Consider the following 16,537-nt stretch of genomic DNA (forward strand, 5'->3'; position numbering starts at 1 on the left):
TTATGCACGGGCCTGCAAGTTCACTCAATCACGATCGCTCGATCGTGTCGCGGCCCACAGCGGTCCGCGGGCCGAAAACTGTCGGTGGCCGCCGCTAGCGTTGTGGTGTGAGTTCATCGGAGCAGGCCTTGAGCTGGGAGTGGCAGCGGTCGGGTGGAATCGCGTGAGTCCGTCGGAGCAGGCCCTGAGCTGGGCAGGGCAGATTGTGGGAGCGGAGGTGATCGGCGTGACCGGCCTGCGGGAGGGGGCTGGGCCGTGGCGGCTGCGGTTCGCGGGCGGCGAGGCCGTCTTGCGCACGGGCGCGGGGGCGGCGGATCGCGCGCGGTTCGAGACGGAGGCGGCGGCGCTGACGGTGGGTGCTGAGCACGGTCTGCCGATGCCTCGGCTACTCGGGGTGGACCTCGACGGGCCGATGCTGCTCGCCACGGCGTTACCTGGCCACAGTCGGGTCACCGGGCCGCCGTCGGCCGAGCGGATGCGCGCGCTGGGTGCGGCGGTGGCGCGACTGCACACCGTCGTCGGGCAGGCGCGGGACGGGTTGCCGGTGCGCGCGCGGTCGATCGAGGACGAGGACTTCCGGGCCGCGGGTCGCTCGCCCACGCAGGCCGCCGCCGACGACCTGCTGTCCCGTGTGGACGTTCCCGCGGCGCCGGTCGTGCTGGTGCACGGGGATCTGTGGCAGGGCAACGCACTGTGGGATGGCGACGACTTCGTCGGGTTCGTCGACTGGGACTGCGCGGGCGTCGGTCCGGCGGGCGTCGACCTGGGATCGGCACGCTGCGACGCGGCGACGTCGATCGGGCAGGCCGCGGCCGACGACCTGCTGGCTGGCTGGGAGCGCGAAGCGGGCAGATCGGCCGACGACGTGGCCTACTGGGACGTCGTCGCCGCCCTGAGCACCCCCGCCGACCTGGGCGACTGGCTGTCGGTGATGCACGACCAGGGCCGGACCGACCTGGACGGCCCGACCATGACCGCCCGCCGCGACGACTTCCTAGGGGCCGCGATGGACCGACTCGGCTGACTCACGAACCCGCCCACCCGCGTTCCGCCCACCCGCGCGAGGCACCGACTTGCGCGACGGCCTCCCGCAGGCCGCCGTGGACCGATCGGGATGAGTCACGAAGTCGCCCGCGCGGGTTCCCGGCCAACGGCAGGCGCCTTGCCGGAGGTCGACCGGCGCGACCGCCTGACGATCAGGATCGCCAGTACGACCAGCGACACCAGGGGCGACGGGAATCCCAGCACGATCCCGATCGCGAAATCGGCCACCGGCGCGCCGACCGCCGCGACGAACACCCAGGTCGGCGCGGTGGGCGGCTTCGCCGCTCGGGTGCCGGTGGTCCACGGCGTCCGCTGCCAAGGCTTGGCCACCGACAGCCACGCCTGGAACGCGATCGCCCCGGCCATCATGGCCGCGGCCATGATCAGCGGCAGCGGCATCGGACTCGCGTCCCCCGCGCGGGCCGCGACGACGGTGTCCTGCAGGGCGTCGGACAGGATGAAGATGCCCAGGTACAACTGCACAAGCGTGATCGCGAACTTCGCCAGCACCCACCAGTGCCGGAAGAAGCCCCAGGACGTGGCCGCGGCGAGCGCGAAGCCCGTGAAGGCCGAGGCGTTCGCCAACGGAGCCAGCAGGTGGATGTCGAGGGTGTGCGCCATGGACGTCGCGCTGATCCGCACCGCCGGGTCGCCGCTGGTGAAAGTCACCAGCGACAGCGTGAACAGCGCCAACGCCTGCCCCATCCAGCCGACCGAAGTGATCACGTGCAGCCAGACCGCCGCCTGGCGCCAGCGTTTCGAGGTTCCCTGTGCCATGACGTCGAGACTGCCGTTCACCGACCGCGGCCACATCCGGTGAAGTTCCCGGGACAACCCCGATCTTGCGACCCTTAGGCTGCGTGGAGTGCGAATCTACCTGTCCGCATCGACCTGCTCGGGCCGTTACGCGAGGTCGTCGAATTCGCCCGCCTTGACGCCGTTGATCCAGGCGGCCATCTCGGCGCGGGTGAAGAACACGATGCCCGCGTCCCGGTGGTTGCTGTTGCGCACCGCGATGCTGCCGTCGACCAGCGGCGCGGTCTCGACGCATGCGCCTTCGTCACCGCTGAAACTGGACTTGCGCCAGGGTGCCGAGTCCAGGTCGAGCGGGGCGTGCGGCCGGTGGGGACTGGTCATCAGAACTCCTCTGCGACGGTTCTGATCATTATCGCCGAGTCGTCCGGGGACAGGGCAAGGACACACGTGTGCTGGAACGCCACCGTGTGCGCCTCGATCTCGTCGGGTTCTTCGAGGTAGAGCGCGCCTGCCCGGTGCTCGACGTAGGCGACACCGGGATCGGCGGGCCACGGGAAGTCCAGAATCTGGAATCGGCCGGTCATCCCGGGGTGCGCGCCGTTGACGTAGGGCACCACCTGCACGGTGATCTTCGGGTGCCGTGTCATCGCGGCGAGGTGCAGGAGTTGTTCCCTCATCACGGTGGGACTGCCGACGACCCGGCGGAGGGCGGCCTCGTCGAGCACCGTCCAGAGCCGCACCGGGCCGGGGTCGCGGTGCAGGATCTGCTGCCGGGTCATCCGCAGCTCGACATGCCGGGCGATGTCCTCCTCGGTTCGTTCGGCGGTGCCCCGGCGGGCCACCGCCTCGGCGTAGTCCTTGGTCTGCAGCAGACCTGGGATGAGTTGGGCTTCGCAGATGCGGATCTGCGACGCACCTTGCTCCAACCCGACGAACGGAGAGAACCAACTCCGAAGCGTGTTGGCGTCGTAGCGCTCCCACCAGCCCTTCTGGCGGGAGTCCCGGGCTGCCTGGAGATAGAGCGACCAACGGTCCTCAGGCACCCGGTACAGCGGGAGCAGGACCTCGTCGAGATCACGCACCACTACCGGCCGCTCCGCGGTCTCGTAGTAGGACACCTTGCCGACCGTGCACCGCAGGGCCTTGGCCACGTCCTTCTGATCGAGCCCGGCCGCCCGCCGCAGGCGGGCGAGTTCGAACGCCAGCCAACGCCGCCACACCGTGGGACTCGACGCCTCGGTCACCGCTGCCTCCCCAGTCTCGTTCCGCGCGGGCGCCAGTGTGCCCTCGCCCACCGACCGTTTCGGCCCGCGACCGGTGATCCAGAAGAGGCGGACCGCGAGTTCACCCGATCGAGCGAGTAGCGCGATGTAGAATCCAAACTTACTATCTACATCTGCGCGCTGGCAACCTGCCAGCGGTGCCCGAGATCGGAACCAGCCTACTTCGCCGCTGGTCAGAACCTGCCAGGGAGCCGACGATGATGATTCAGACACAGGTAGCCATGAACCACGGATCGGCCGACGAGCACCGGGCCGACAGCACGGCGGGACCGCACGCGAACGGCCACGACCAGACGCCGAAAGGGAACGCTTCGCGGCTCGCGCCGCTGTGCGGTGCGGCGGAGTTCGCCGAGTTGGTGGCCGGCATGGTGGCCGACGAGGCGCCGCGCCTGTTCGCCGTGGTGCAGGAGTACGGCGAGCGGGCGGACGGCCGGATCGCGGCGTGGGGCATGGCCTTCGAGGACCGCGCCGAAGTCGTCGACGCGGTGGGCGGCGTTCGAATGAGCCTGCGCTCCGCGGAACGCGCGGCCCAGATGCACGACCGCCGTCCCGACATCACCGCCCACGTGGTGTGGGTCTACCCCAACGCGACCGACCCGGCGCACGAGATCGACACGGACTGAGCGGGTGGGCATCGACAGGCGATCGCGACGCCGTGGGCAGGCGGGCAGGGCCGTTCGAGCGGCCAGATCGAACGACGCGCCCGTGAGTCGGGAGTCGCATCGCTGGGGCCGCGGGGTTCTCGGGTCGACCATCGCTCATCTGCGGGCAACCCAGGACGGGATCATGGTGGTGCGCAACATCGCCGGACAGCGCGTGGGCCCTGCCGTCTGCGGTCAGTGGCTGGTGGACGACAGCACGAGTCCCGTGGACTCCGCCCAGATCAGGATGTGCGCACAGTGCCTGAAGGCAATGGTCGAGGACCACCCCGACAGTCGGCCGCCACCATGACGCAACGGCCGGAATGAGATCGCCGGGCGTTCCTGGCCCAGCGGAGGTGCACCCGGGGTTCGCTGCGCCGAATCGAGTGAATCGGCCAGCCGCAGGGTGCGGTCAACACCTGCTGTGTCACGATGCCGGACGTGGTCAGGGTGGAGTGTTCGTTCGCGGAACTGGACGCCGTGGGTGCCGCGCTGGACCTACCGGTGTGGCGGTTTCCGTTCACCGCGCCGCGATTCGGCGGAGTGGGCCGAGTGGAGCTCCTCGCCGCTGTGCACACGAGCCTGTCCCGGCGGGGACTGGTACGCGAAGACCAATTCGCCCCCGAACTGGTCCGGGCGCTGCGGATCTACGCCACCGGCCGGGTGTCCGTGGCGATCAACGGCCTGGTCGACCGAACACAGCTCACCGCTCTCGCGGTCCTCGACCGGAGCGTCGGCGTGCTCGCGGAGCTGCGGGAGGAACGCATCGCGTTCCGGACAGTGCCCGCCGAGCGGGTGGTGCGGGCGCTGGTCGGCACCGTGGCGCCTCTTCGACCGGGCCTGGGCCGGTCGGTGACCGTGACCGGCCACCCGCCAGCCGGGACCGTCGACCCGTCCGCGGGGGTGCTCCGGGCGGTCCGCGCCAGAGACACTCACGCGAGCCACGACCACCAAGCGGCGCGCCGGATCCTGATCCGACCACGGCACGGCGGCGGCTCCTTCTTGATCAGCACTCCCGCGAGACTCGGCCAACCCGACCCGAGCAAGGCCGTCTCCTGGGTGGACACCGACGAGGGCCGTTACACGGTGGTCACCACCACCGGGTCCGACGGCGGCGAGCATGTGACCTACCAAGTCCATGGCCGCCTACCAGGACAGCGACGACACCGGCGCAGGCGGCATCACCGCCGCGGGCTCCTGAAAACGACGACACCGTGACCGGACGGACACTCACCAGCATGCGTCGCGCGGTGACCACGGCCGCGGTGGTCATGATCGGCTTCGGGCTGACCGCGTGCGGCGGAGCACAGACCCCCGGGCAGGCGCTGCCCGCGACCACCACAGCGGCGTCCAAGACCGGCACCACTACAGAGCGCACGACGACGACAAGTCCGACCAGCGCAGAGTCACTGGCTGACACCGATCCATGCGAGCTGCTCACCTCCGCGGACAAGTCGGCCCTTGGGGTGACGAAGTTCGAGGGTCCCGAGCAGCTCGGCACGGCCCGTATCTGTCGAATCCGGACACCCGCCGGAACCCTGACACCGGGCATTCGGACCAACATCGGCCTGACGCAGGTTGTGGTAACGGGCCCGATCAACGACCTCACAATCGGGTCGCATAAAGCGAAGCAGTTGCGGGACACCGCCACCCGCGGCTGCATAGTGTTCATTGGTGTGACCGCGTCGTCACGGGTAGATGTGGACGCGGGGGATCGTCAGGGTGATCAGGATGAGGCGTGTGATCTTGCGTTGCGGGCGGCAACGTTGATCGAGCCGAACCTGCCGGAATCGTAGGGGTGGAGTGATGGGTACCGAGCGATCCTCCGGTGAGGTCGCCGCGGAGTACGGGGTCCTGGACTACGGCCAGGCGCCGACCGTGGCGGAGCTGCGGGAGCAGATCATGGCCGAGGGGCGGGCGCGTTACGGGCCGTTCCTCGGGCCGCTGATGGGAATGCTCAACTCGTTGAGCCAGACCGACGACAAACTCGACGCCCAGGCACAGGACCTGCGACAGGGCACGGTGACGCGCACGGCACCGGGCGCCCCCGGAGTGCACTATCAGGGCATCCCGCACCAGCAGTTGTACGACGCGGTGCACAACGGGATCGACCCGGACGCGGTCGGCTCGGTGGGCGAGTCGTGGATCAAGGTCGGCAACAAGCTGGCGGGCATCGGGGATCTGGTGACCAAGGCGATCGGCAGCAGCGCGACCACCTGGACCGGCGTCGCGGCCGAGGGAGCACGGCAGGCGTTGGCCGGGTTGGCCAACAAGTCCGGACAGGCGGGACGCGCCTCGCAGCTCGCGGGGACGGTCTACACCCAGCAGGCGCAGGCCCTGGCCACCGCGAAGAACACGGTGCCGCCACCACCGAACCCGCCGTATGACCCGCGGGCCGCGGCCCTGCGGTTGCAGACGATCACCGACCCGGTGGCCTACGCCCAGCAGGCCCAACTGGACCAGCAACAGGCCGCGGCCCAACAGGCGGCACACCGGCAGGCCGCGCAAGCCGTACAGACCTACGACCAGACATTGACCGCGACCGCATCGGCCGCGCCCGCGTTCGCCCCGCCACCGCGGGCCGCCAAGCCGGACGACGGTCGCGACGCTGTCGGAACCGACTGGCGGGGTGGCGCGCCGGGCGATCGGACCGACACTCCCACGGGCGGGCACGGGGGCAGCGATGTTCCGCCAGGCGGTCCCGGCGCGCCCGGCGACGGGTCCGGTCCGGCAGGTGGTCACGGCGGCGCGGGTAGCACTGAGCCCGCGGGACAGACCAGCGGTTCGGGTGCCACCCCGGTCACCAGCGTGACCGGTGGCGTCGGCATCGGACCGGGCGGTCAGCCGGTAGCAGGCGCGAGGCCCGAGAGTCTGCCAATCGGACCGGGGGGTGTCGGCTCCGGTACTGGCGACACCGGGCGAGGCGGTCTCGGCGGCGGGCTCCCTGGCAGGAGCACAGGTGGCGGCCCAGGATCGAGTGGCCCGCCTGGATCGGGTGGCCGAGCCGGGGCGTCCCCGCTCGGCGGAGCATCCGCGGGCGAGAGCGCGGCGGGCCGCGGCACCGGTCGACCGGGAACGTCAGGTGTGGGCGCGGGCATGGGCGCCGGGGGACGGGGCTCCCGCGCCGAGGACACTGAACACCAACGCCCGGACTACCTTGTCGAGGCCGACCCGGACGGCCTGTTCGGCACCGACGAGATCACCGCACCACCAGTGATCGGCCTGTAACCGCACAGCCGCCCGATCTGGCCGCAGGTTGTTCTGCCGAACCAGAAATTGGGCCATGGGGCTACCGGTTCGTTGGCAACGCGACAGCAAGACGACCCGGAAACGAGATACACACCTTGGGGGAATAGTGGGCTTCTTCGTTGACAAGAACGGCATGGCGGCCTGGCCGGTGCAGGTGGATCGGCTGCGGAACGACGCGGTATCGGCGACGAAACACCTGGTGGAACAGACCGACATCAACTGGGTCGGTGAGGGCATCGCCAACCTAATCCAGGGTGGCCACCGTGCGTGTTACGACCGCGCGTTCGACTTCTACGACAACGCGAGCGCACACGTGTTCGTAAACTATCACAACGCGGCGAAGCACACCCTCGATACGTATCTGCGGACCGACCAGGCCGGGGCGGAACGGATAGACGCGACCTACCCAGGGGCGGACGACCCCGACGCGCGAGCGGGCGGACTCGAGGCCGCGTGCAACCAGGCCATGGCGATGAACGTCCAGTGGTCGGCCCAGCGCATGCCCGATGTGTGGCGCGGAAACGCCGCCGAGCACGCCGTCGCGTACCTCTACGAACTGGCGAACACGATCGATGCGTCAACCAGTCCGCTGTTCGAGCTCGCCAGTTACTACGAGTCCGCGGCGAAGTCCTGTATGGACACTCGCGATGTGGCATCGGATCTGTTGGACAAGCTCCTCGATCCGCTGGCGATCGCCGTCCTCGCGGCGGGCGCCGCCTCAGCCATCGCCGCGAGCGGGGTCGGGCTTCCGGTCGCGCTGATCCTGGCCGGGTTCTCGATCTCGGCAATCTACACTGCCGCCAAGTTCGTCGTCGGACTGGCCAAGGTCGCCGCGGACCTCAAGACGGTGGTGGAAACAACCACGGCGGCACAAGGCAGATTCGGGCTGATCTCCGCGGAGTTGGCCCTCCCCCACTTGCCCGAAGTTCCACCGCTGCCATAGCCAGTTGACCAGCACAAAAATGCCTACCAACGAGGTGAAAAGTTGACCGACGCCACCCCACCGTCCCAGGACGAGTTGCGGGCGAAGATCGAACGCGCGGTCCGCGAGAGCCCATTCGGGGACATACTGGCCGACCCGATCGCCAGACGCCGCAAGCTGTTCGAGTTGATGGCCGCGACCGACGATCCGATGACCAGGGAACTGGGCCGGGATCTGCTGTCCGGGCGCACGTCGCCGCGCGACGTGGTCACCTCGTCCAGCTATACGGGGTACCTCAACGGTGGCCTGGAGAAGTTGGCCGAAGTGTCCCTCGCCGACCTCGCCGAGCAACTGGAGACGCAACCACCCTCCCCGCAAGGCGGAGCCGCCCCACCTGAGGACGAGGAGGACTACTCGGAAAGATCAGTCATGTTCCGCAGGCCCCAATGACCGCCGCACGCCCTCGTCGTAGCCTGGGGAATCTCCGACCCCGTACACTGTACGGCCTACTCCTTGCGGGGGGAGCCATCCTGGCGATGTTGGTCGCCGTCGGAGCACATCGCCAACTCAGCGGCACCCCGGTCACCAACCTGGGTGCGGGCACCGAGCTATCCGGTTCGGACTTCTACGTGTCGTCGTCCTACCGGTCCGGGGTGTGCACGCTCTATGTTCCGGGCGAGCGACCACAATCGCTCTACATCGAGCGAAGCCGTCGGCTCGACTATGGAACCGGTGCGCCCCTGCCCGGACCGTTCCCGACCGGCACGACGCTCACCTGCAACGAAGACGCGAAGCTGATCCAGGGCGCGATCACCCGGCTCTACTGGATTCCCGAGCATGGATTCCTGATCTTCCTGCTCGGGGCCACGCCGTGCGCCCTCGGACACGTCGGCCTCCGCGTACGTCGGCGAAACGAAGAAAAGAAGTCTCGCGCACGTCGGCGAAACGAACAAACGAAGTTGCGCCTACGTCGGCGAAACGAACAAGAGAAATAGGGCGGGATACCAGCCGTACGTATCGATCGGCTTGCCCATACACGCCTGGTGAGACCCAACGGCCCTGGGTCACGAGGCGGGGCGGCGGAACTCGGCGAGCCAGCGCGGGTAGTCGAGGTCGTCGAGCCGGTCGATCCGCACGGCGGTCAGGTGGCCCGCCGCGAAGGCGTCGACCTCCGCGCGGGTGAGCGGCCAGGGTGGGCCGTCGTTCTCGCGGGCGGGGTCGGCGACGGTGGCGGAGACGACCAGCAGGCCGCCGGGCGCGACGAAGTCCGCTACGTGGGCGGTGGCCTCAGCGCGCACCCGGCGCGGCATCGACTGCACGGTAAGGCTTTCCAGCACCAGGTCGAAGGCACCCAGCCAGCGCGCGGGCGGCGCGAGCAGGTCGGCCACCCGATAGTCCACAGTGGACGATGGGAAGCGAGCGCGGGCCGTGTGCACCGCGGTCTCCGACACGTCGAAGGCCGTAGTGGCGAAGCCGAGGCCCGCCACCAGTTCGGCGTCGGCGCCGAGGCCCGCGCCGACGACGAGCGCGCACCGCCCGGTGCCGTCGACTCCCCGGGCCCACCGCTGGACGACCGGGCTGGGGCCGCCGCGATCCCACGGCACGGTCGCCACGCCCGCGGCGGCCCGAGCGTAGAGCTGCTCGAACCAGGCGGTGGGGTCGTCGGGCGACTCGGCGGCGATGCGCCGGGCCTGATCGGCCGCCTCGGTCATCGCTTGCGCGCGAGGGTCACGCCGTCGCGGACCGGCAGCATCGCGCAGTCCACCCGGTCGTCGGCCACCACGATGTCGTTGACCCGGCGGATCGCCACGGTGGCCTCGTCCTGGTAGGCCGCGTCGACCACCCGGCCGCCACGCAGGACGTTGTCGAGCACGATCAGGCCGCCGGGACGCAGCCTGGGCACCAGTTCGGCGTAGTAGTCGGGGTATCCGGCCTTGTCGGCGTCGATGAACGCGAAGTCGAACCCGGCATCGGCGGGCAGCGCGCGCAGGGTGTCCAGCGCGGGCGCGATCCGCAGGTCGATGCGGTCGGTGAGGCCCGCGCGCGCCCAGTAGCGGCGCGCGACGGAGGTCCATTCGTCGCTGACGTCGCAGGCGAGCAGGTGGCCGTCGGCGGGCAGGCCGCGGGCGACGCAGATCGAGGAGTAGCCGGTGAACACGCCCACCTCGACCGCCCGGCGGGCGCCGACGAGGCGGACGAGCATGGTGAGGAACTCGCCCTCGTCGTGCGAAATCTGCATGGGGGCCGAGTCCGGGAAGGCCGCCGCGGTTTCCGCGGCCAGCTCGCGGAGCAGGTCGTCGGCGGGGCTGGAGTGCGCGACGAGATAGTCGCTGAGGTCGGGCGCGAGGATGTCCACAACCCCCATTCAACCCGAACGTGTCCTGGCGCCGTAATGGGTCGTATGGTCACGCCGTGGCGCACGTGGTCTGGGCAGACGGCGAGGCGTACGAGGCGTACGTGGGCCGGTGGAGTCGCCGAGTCGCGGCCGCGTTCGTGCGCAGGCTGGACGTGCCCGCGGGACGGCGTTGGCTGGATGTGGGCTGCGGCACCGGGGCGCTGACCTCTACCGTGCTGGCCGTGGCGGACCCCGCCGAGGTCGTCGGCGTGGACCCGTCCGAGGCGTTCCTGGCCATTGCCCGGGCCGTGGGCCTGCGCGCCACCTTCCACGTCGGCGACGCACGGTCGCTGCCGCTGCCCGACCGCCGGTTCGACGCCGTGGTCAGCGGGCTGGCGCTCAACTTCGTGCCCGACTCGCGGGCCGCCGCGGCCGAGTTCGCCCGGGTCGCCGCGCCGGGCGGCGTTGTCGCCGCCTATGTCTGGGACTACGCCGAGGGCATGGCGATGATGCGGTACTTCTGGGACGCCGCCGCCGCGCTCGATCCGGCCGCGGTCGACCTGGTCGAGGGTCGCCGCTTCCCGCTGTGCGAGCCCGACGCGCTGCGGCTGCTGTGGTCGGACGCCGGTCTGGACGAGGTGACCGTCGAGCCGATCGACGTGCCGACCGTGTTCACCGATTTCGACGACTACTGGCGGCCGTTCCTCGGCGGGCAGGGGCCCGCTCCCGGATACGCCATGTCGCTGACCGAGGAGCGCCGCGGCGAGCTGCGCGACCTGCTGCGGACCCGCTTGCCCGCCTGCCAGGACGGGACTGTCCCGCTCACCGCCAGGGCCTGGGCGGTAATCGGTACCGCCGGGGATGGCTGACCGGCTAGCCTGCACCCGTGACCTGGGACTGCTTCGCCGCCACCCGGACCCGCCGCGCCTGAGCGCCGCGCCCGTGCAGCCCTGTTCCCAGGTACGGAGAGTCCCCCATGCTCACCCCTTTCGAAGAACTCGACGCGGTCCTGGCCGACCTCACCGGGTCGGTCCGCGACATCCTCGGTGACACGTTCGTCGGCGCCTACCTGCAGGGCTCCTTTGCCCTGGGCGCGGGCGACCGCAACAGCGACTGCGACTTCATCGTCGCGACCACCGTCCTGCCCAGCGGCTCGGCGGAAGCGGAGCTGCGCCTGCTGCACGACGAGATCCCGACCCGTGCGGGCTTCTGGACGAAGTGCCTTGAAGGGTCCTACGCCGACATCACGTCCCTGCGCGACGTCGACGGCCTCGGCGTGCCCTGGTTGTACTGCGACAACGGCCACCGCGACCTGATCTGGGACACCCACTGCAACACCCTGCACACCCGCTGGATCCTGCGCCGCCACGGCATCACGATCACCGGCCCGCCGATCACGGACCTGGTCGCCGAGGTACCACCCGAGGCCCTGCGCGCCGCGATGCGTGTCGCGCTGCCCGAGCTGATGGCGGGGCTGAAGACCTGGGCCCCGTTCGACGTCGCCTGGACCCAGCGCTACACCGTGTCGACCTACTGTCGGCTCCTGTACACGCTGCGCACGGCCGAGGTCACGTCGAAGCGCGGCGCGCTGGAGTGGGCGCTGGCCACCCTCGACCCGCGGTGGCGCCCGCTGCTCACGCAGGTGATCGAGGACCGGGCGCTGGGCTGGGACCCGGCCGAACCACCACGGCCGGGCAGCCTGGAAGCGGCGATCGAGTTCGCCGCCTACGCGGAGTCGTTCGCGCGGTGACGGTGCGGGACACTACCGGTAGAGGTCGAAGGTGGATGCGATCCGGGGGCGGTCGGCGCCGTCGGCCAGGAGGAGTTGGAGGAGGACGCGGGCCTTGGCGGGGTCGAGGAAGCCCGCGTGGATCAGGCCGCGGTCGAGGAGGTCGCGTTCGGAGCCCGGGTAGCCGTAAGTCTGGCGCAGCACCGATCCCGAGCCGGTGCGGGAGGCCAGCACCACCGGCACCTTCGCCGCGAACCCGGCGACCAGCGGGACCATGTCGGCGGGGACGTGGCCCGCGCCGAGGCCCGCGATGACGATGCCCGCGAACGCGTCACCCGCTCGGCGGAGGAGTTCGCCGTCGTCGCCGAGGGCGACGGTGATCAGGCCGACGCGCAGGTCGGCGACGCGGGGGTTCGCGGGCAGGCGCAGGCCGACCCGCGGGGTGCCGCGCAGCCGCGGCTCGCCCTCGACGAGCAGGCCGAGCGGGCCGAAGCCGGGCGAGGCGAACGCGGCCATGCTGCTGGTGTGTCCTTTTCGGACGAACCGGGCGCCGTGCACCTCGTCGGACATGACGACCAGGCAGCCGAGTCCTCGCGCGGACTCGGCGACCGCGACCCGGATCGCCGCGTACAGGTTCGCCGGACCGTCCGCGCCCGCCGACGTGGGGTGGCGCATGGCGCCGGTGACGACCACCGGGACCGGGCTGTCGACGGTGAGGTCGAGGAACAGCGCGGTCTCCTCGATGGTGTCGGTGCCGTGCGTGACCACGACCCCGGCGGCCCCCGCGGCGATCTCGGCGCGCACGGCGTCGGACAGCGCCACCAGGTCGGCGAAGCCGAGGGACGGGCTGGGCAGGGAGCGCAGCGTGTGCGCGGTGATGTCGAGCCCCAGTTCGGCCAACCCGGGCACGGCGGCGAGCACGTCCTCGGCGCTGAGCGCGGGAACCACGCCGCCGCCCGCGCTGGGTGACATGGCGATGGTTCCGCCCATCGCGATGATGGCGACCCTGGTCATCGCGGGCCGCTGATGATCACAGTGCGACCTCCGCCCACCGTGACGACGGCAACCGCGCAGGCCGCTGGGAGTCACGACGCGGCCTCGTGGTCACAGTGGGACCTCGGCCAGGGCCTCCACCAGGTCGAGCAGGGGCGCCCACGGCTCGTCCGGTGAGCCGTCGGCCAGGTGTACTCCGGCGCCGAGGAGGGTCTCCAGGTGCGCCTCCCACAGCGGGTGTCCGCGCTGCGCGTCGTCGGCCTGGGGGCGGATCACAACGGGGACGCCGGGGGTGCCGATGGCCTCGCCGAGGGCGGTGAGAGCCTGGTTGTCGGCGATGCCCAGGGCGAGTTTGGCTATCGAGTTCGCGGTGGCCGGGACGAACAGGAAGGCGTCCGGGATGGGGTAGGGCTTGGGGTCCGTCGGGAGTCGGGACGTGCTGCGGACCGGCAGGTCGGTGAGGGACTGCAGGCGGTCGATCTCCCCCGCGGCCGCCATCCAGCGGGCCGCGGTCGGGGTGAAGGTGATGGCCAGGCGCCAGCCGCGGTGGGCGGCGGGGGTGGCCAGTTCGGCGCGCAGCCGCTGGTCCACGCCGTAGCCCGCGGCCGCGACCAGGCCGAGGATGCCCCCGCTCATCGGCGCAGCAGGGCGCAGAACATGGCGTCCGTGCCGTGCCGGTGCGGCCAGAGCTGCACGTGCGGACCGGCGCCGAGGTCCGGCACACCGGGGAAGAACTCGCGCGCGTCGAGGGGGGTGGCGCCGGTTTTGCGGACGACGTCGGTGAGCACGCCGACCGTCTCCGACAGGTGCGGCGAGCACACCACGTAGGCCACGACGCCCCCCGGGCGGACCAGGTCCAGCGCGGCGACCAGCAGTTCGCGCTGCAGCTTGGTCAGGTCGCCGACGTCCGAGGGCTGGCGGCGCCAGCGGGACTCCGGCCTGCGCCGCAGCGCGCCGAGGCCGGTGCAGGGCGCGTCGACCAGGACCCGGTCGAAACCGGGGGCGAGGTCGGCCGCGCGGCCGTCGGCGACGTGCACGGTGACCGGGAGGCCGGAGGTGATCTGTTCGACCAGCTTGGCCCGGTGCGGGGTCGGTTCGACCGCGTCGAGGGTGCCGCCGTTGATCGCGGCGAGGGCGCCGAGCAGGACCGCCTTGCCGCCGGGGCCCGCGCACAGGTCGAGCCAGCGCACGTCGGGGCCGTCGACGTCGGGCCTGGTGAGGGCGAGCGCGCAGAGCTGGCTGCCCTCGTCCTGGACGTTGGCCAGCCGCTCGCGGATCGGCTCCAGGTCGCCCGGGTCGCCCCCGCCCGCGTCGAGGCGCACGCCGTAGGGCGAGTACGGGGCGGGCTCGCCGCCGGTCATCGCGGCCAGTTCGTCGGCGCTGACCTCACCGGGGCGCGCCACCAGGTGCACCGTGGGCCGCTCGTCGTCGGCGCGCAGGGCGTCGGCCAGGTCGTCGCCGGTGGTGCCCAGGGCGTCGGCGAACGCGCGGGCGATCCAGCGCGGGTGCGCGGTGCGCGCGGCGAGGTGGCCGACCGGGTCCTCGGTCGCGTCGGGGGCGAGCCGGTCGAGCCAGGCGTCCTCGTCCAGCTCGGAGACCTTGCGCAGCACGGCGTTGGCGAACCCGGTGACCCGGGAGCCGAGGTCGCGCCGCACCAGGTCCACAGTGGACGCGACGGCGGCGTGCGACGGGATACGGGTACGCAGGAGCTGGTAGGTGCCCAGGCGCAGCGCGTCCAGCAGCACGGGCTCCACTTTGGACAGTGGCCGGTCGACGCACTCGGAGAGGACCTGGTCGAGCAGGCCCAGCGCCCGGCAGGTGCCGTAGGTCAGCTCGGTGGCCAGCGCGGCGTCGCGGCCGGAGATCCGCCGGTCGCGCAGCAGCTTGGGCAGCACGAGGTTGGCGTACGCGTCGTCCGCGCGGACCGCGCGCAGCGTGTCGAGCGCCGCCCGGCGGGCCGGGTCGTCGGCGGGCGGGCGCGCGGGGCCGTCCGGTTTTCGGGGTGGGTGCGACCGGTCGGGTCGCGATGGTCGGTGCGTACGCCTGCCTGGCTGCGTCACGTCAGCCGCTCTCCTGCCTCGACGCGGATGCCGCGGGCCCAGTCGGTGGCCGCCATCCGCTTCTTGCCCTGTGCCTGCACTTCGCCCAGCCGGACCGGCCAGGTCGCCGTGCCGACGAGTACACGTTTGCGCTCGGCCAGCAGCTCGCCCGGCTTGAGCTCGGGCCCATCGTCCACTCGGGACACCGGGCCGAACTTGAGCCGCTCGCCGCGGAACCCGGCCCACGCGCCGGGCTCCGGGGTGACCGCGCGGACGAGCCGGTCGACCGCGAGGCCGGGCCGCGCGAAGTCGACCCTGGCGTCCTCGACGGCGACCTTGGGCGCGTAGCTGACCCCGTCGGCGGGCTGCTCGACCGCGGTGAGCGTGCCTGCCGCGATACCGTCCACAGTGGACACCAGTAGGCCCGCGCCGGACTCGGCGAGCCGGTCGAGCAGGGCGCCCGCGGTGTCATCGGGCCGGACCGGCTCGGTGACCACGCCGAAAACCGGGCCCGCGTCGAGCGCCTTGACGATGCGGAACGTGCTGGCGCCGGTGATCTCGTCGCCGTGCCGCACGGCCGCCTGCACCGGGGCCGCGCCACGCCAGGCGGGCAGCAGCGAGAAGTGCAGGTTCACCCAGCCGTGGACCGGGATGTCGAGTGCGGACTGCGGCAGCAGCGCGCCGTAGGCGACCACCGGGCAGCACTCCGGCGCGATCTCGCGCAGCCTGGCCTGGAAGTCGGGGTCGGCCGGCTTGGCCGGGGTGAGCACCTCGATGCCGTGGCTGTCGGCCAACGCCCCGACCGGCGAGCGCTCGACTCGCCTGCCGCGGCCCGCGGGCGCGTCAGGGCGGGTGACCACGGCGGCGACCTCGTGGCCGGAGGCCAGCAACGCGCGCAGCGCGGGCAGCGCGGGCTCGGGGGTGCCCGCGAACACCAGCCGCATCAGCGGGCACCGAACAGCGGGTGCGGGCTCTGCTTGACCGTGGGCACCGCGCCGTCGAACCACGGTGCCTGGCGGATCTCGCTCATCGCCTGCTTGCGGGTCTCCTCGTCGAGCCGGTCGAGGAACAGCACGCCGTCGAGGTGGTCGGCCTCGTGCTGGATGCAGCGGGCCAGCAGGTCGGTGCCGAGCACCTCGATCGGCTCGCCGTGCAGGTTCCAGCCGCGGGCGACGACGTTGGCGTGCCTGCGGCAGTCCCAGTACCCGCCCGGGATGGACAGGCAGCCCTCCTGGCCGTCCTGGTACTCGTCGTCGAGCGAGGTCCACGCGGGGTTGACCAGGTGGCCGACAGCGTCGCCGCAGTGGTAGGTGAACACCCGCAGGCCCACGCCGAGTTGGGGCGCGGCCAGACCGGCGCCGCCCTGGGACTCCATGGTGTCCCACAGGTCGCGGACCAGGTTGCGCAGTTCCAGGTCGAAGTCGACCACCTCGGCCGCGCGGGTGCGCAGCACCGGGTCTCCGAAGAGCCGGATCGGCTGGACGGTCACGGGTCTCCTCGGTCGGTCGCGGGATGCGGCGCCGTTCAGTCTAGGCATTCCCGCTCG

Annotated in this window: 20 protein-coding genes; 10 read left to right on the plus strand and 10 right to left on the minus strand. The window is 71.5% G+C overall.

What is annotated here, in order from left to right; genetic code table 11:
- The first annotated feature begins 226 nt into the window (after positions 1-226).
- Positions 227-1,024: a phosphotransferase gene (locus ACT4N7_RS02195; protein ID WP_444826849.1), complete on the plus strand. Its 798-nt coding sequence runs from the start codon at positions 227-229 to the stop codon at positions 1,022-1,024.
- Between the two features lie 95 nt (positions 1,025-1,119).
- Here the strand turns inward: ACT4N7_RS02195 and ACT4N7_RS02200 are convergent, their stop codons facing one another.
- The 3 genes from ACT4N7_RS02200 to ACT4N7_RS02210 all read right to left on the minus strand — a co-directional run bounded on the left by ACT4N7_RS02200 (position 1,120) and on the right by ACT4N7_RS02210 (position 3,044).
- Positions 1,120-1,821 (minus strand): hypothetical protein, encoded by a 702-nt coding sequence (locus ACT4N7_RS02200; protein WP_444826850.1) that lies wholly within the window; start codon positions 1,819-1,821, stop codon positions 1,120-1,122.
- Between the two features lie 126 nt (positions 1,822-1,947).
- Positions 1,948-2,181: a DUF397 domain-containing protein gene (locus ACT4N7_RS02205; RefSeq protein ID WP_444826851.1), complete on the minus strand. Its 234-nt coding sequence runs from the start codon at positions 2,179-2,181 to the stop codon at positions 1,948-1,950.
- The gene (locus ACT4N7_RS02210) at positions 2,181-3,044 is read right to left on the minus strand and encodes a helix-turn-helix domain-containing protein (RefSeq protein WP_444826852.1); all 864 of its coding nucleotides are present in this window, start codon (positions 3,042-3,044) and stop codon (positions 2,181-2,183) included. The genes ACT4N7_RS02205 and ACT4N7_RS02210 overlap by 1 nt, the downstream gene beginning before the upstream one ends.
- A gap of 236 nt (positions 3,045-3,280) precedes the next feature.
- Between ACT4N7_RS02210 and ACT4N7_RS02215 the strand changes: the two genes are divergently transcribed.
- From ACT4N7_RS02215 to ACT4N7_RS02245, 7 genes are all read left to right on the plus strand, one after another.
- A complete protein-coding gene (locus ACT4N7_RS02215; RefSeq protein ID WP_444826853.1) occupies positions 3,281-3,706 on the plus strand; it encodes a hypothetical protein in 426 nt (141 codons plus the stop codon).
- A 459-nt stretch (positions 3,707-4,165) separates the two neighbouring features.
- On the plus strand, positions 4,166-4,942 hold the full coding sequence (locus ACT4N7_RS02220) for an ESX secretion-associated protein EspG (RefSeq protein ID WP_444826854.1): 777 nt from the start codon (positions 4,166-4,168) through the stop codon (positions 4,940-4,942).
- Between the two features lie 20 nt (positions 4,943-4,962).
- On the plus strand, positions 4,963-5,520 hold the full coding sequence (locus ACT4N7_RS02225) for a DUF3558 family protein (protein WP_444826855.1): 558 nt from the start codon (positions 4,963-4,965) through the stop codon (positions 5,518-5,520).
- A gap of 10 nt (positions 5,521-5,530) precedes the next feature.
- Positions 5,531-6,952 (plus strand): hypothetical protein, encoded by a 1,422-nt coding sequence (locus ACT4N7_RS02230; protein ID WP_444826856.1) that lies wholly within the window; start codon positions 5,531-5,533, stop codon positions 6,950-6,952.
- A 127-nt stretch (positions 6,953-7,079) separates the two neighbouring features.
- Entirely contained in the window at positions 7,080-7,916 is an 837-nt protein-coding gene (locus tag ACT4N7_RS02235) for a hypothetical protein (RefSeq protein ID WP_444826857.1), read from the plus strand.
- A 42-nt stretch (positions 7,917-7,958) separates the two neighbouring features.
- Positions 7,959-8,345, plus strand: coding sequence for a hypothetical protein (locus ACT4N7_RS02240; RefSeq protein ID WP_444826858.1), 387 nt, complete (start codon positions 7,959-7,961; stop codon positions 8,343-8,345).
- A gap of 86 nt (positions 8,346-8,431) precedes the next feature.
- A complete protein-coding gene (locus ACT4N7_RS02245) occupies positions 8,432-8,890 on the plus strand; it encodes a hypothetical protein (protein WP_444826859.1) in 459 nt (152 codons plus the stop codon).
- 69 nt (positions 8,891-8,959) lie between these two features.
- Here the strand turns inward: ACT4N7_RS02245 and ACT4N7_RS02250 are convergent, their stop codons facing one another.
- Both ACT4N7_RS02250 and ACT4N7_RS02255 read right to left on the minus strand, forming a co-directional pair.
- Entirely contained in the window at positions 8,960-9,607 is a 648-nt protein-coding gene (locus tag ACT4N7_RS02250; RefSeq protein WP_444826860.1) for a class I SAM-dependent methyltransferase, read from the minus strand.
- Entirely contained in the window at positions 9,604-10,260 is a 657-nt protein-coding gene (locus ACT4N7_RS02255; protein WP_444826861.1) for an O-methyltransferase, read from the minus strand. The genes ACT4N7_RS02250 and ACT4N7_RS02255 overlap by 4 nt, the downstream gene beginning before the upstream one ends.
- A gap of 47 nt (positions 10,261-10,307) precedes the next feature.
- Here ACT4N7_RS02255 and ACT4N7_RS02260 point away from each other — a divergent pair, with 47 nt between their 5' ends.
- Together ACT4N7_RS02260 and ACT4N7_RS02265 are read left to right on the plus strand one after the other, a co-directional pair.
- Positions 10,308-11,099, plus strand: coding sequence for a class I SAM-dependent methyltransferase (locus tag ACT4N7_RS02260; RefSeq protein ID WP_444826862.1), 792 nt, complete (start codon positions 10,308-10,310; stop codon positions 11,097-11,099).
- Positions 11,100-11,206: 107 nt separating this feature from the next.
- The gene (locus tag ACT4N7_RS02265) at positions 11,207-11,980 is read left to right on the plus strand and encodes an aminoglycoside adenylyltransferase domain-containing protein (protein ID WP_444826863.1); all 774 of its coding nucleotides are present in this window, start codon (positions 11,207-11,209) and stop codon (positions 11,978-11,980) included.
- 12 nt (positions 11,981-11,992) lie between these two features.
- Here the strand turns inward: ACT4N7_RS02265 and ACT4N7_RS02270 are convergent, their stop codons facing one another.
- The 5 genes from ACT4N7_RS02270 to def form a co-directional block, all read right to left on the minus strand.
- Positions 11,993-12,973, minus strand: coding sequence for an asparaginase (locus tag ACT4N7_RS02270; RefSeq protein ID WP_444826864.1), 981 nt, complete (start codon positions 12,971-12,973; stop codon positions 11,993-11,995).
- A 90-nt stretch (positions 12,974-13,063) separates the two neighbouring features.
- Positions 13,064-13,588, minus strand: coding sequence for a flavoprotein (locus tag ACT4N7_RS02275; RefSeq protein WP_444826865.1), 525 nt, complete (start codon positions 13,586-13,588; stop codon positions 13,064-13,066).
- Entirely contained in the window at positions 13,585-15,012 is a 1,428-nt protein-coding gene (locus tag ACT4N7_RS02280) for an RsmB/NOP family class I SAM-dependent RNA methyltransferase (protein ID WP_444826866.1), read from the minus strand. The genes ACT4N7_RS02275 and ACT4N7_RS02280 overlap by 4 nt, the downstream gene beginning before the upstream one ends.
- Entirely contained in the window at positions 15,009-15,935 is a 927-nt protein-coding gene (gene fmt / locus ACT4N7_RS02285; protein WP_444826867.1) for a methionyl-tRNA formyltransferase, read from the minus strand. Before fmt ends, ACT4N7_RS02280 begins: the two co-directional genes overlap by 4 nt.
- The gene (def, locus tag ACT4N7_RS02290; RefSeq protein ID WP_444826868.1) at positions 15,935-16,480 is read right to left on the minus strand and encodes a peptide deformylase; all 546 of its coding nucleotides are present in this window, start codon (positions 16,478-16,480) and stop codon (positions 15,935-15,937) included. The genes fmt and def overlap by 1 nt, the downstream gene beginning before the upstream one ends.
- Positions 16,481-16,537 lie beyond the last annotated feature (57 nt).

Source organism: Actinokineospora sp., assembly GCF_052390155.1.
In the GTDB taxonomy this organism is placed as follows: domain Bacteria; phylum Actinomycetota; class Actinomycetes; order Mycobacteriales; family Pseudonocardiaceae; genus Actinokineospora.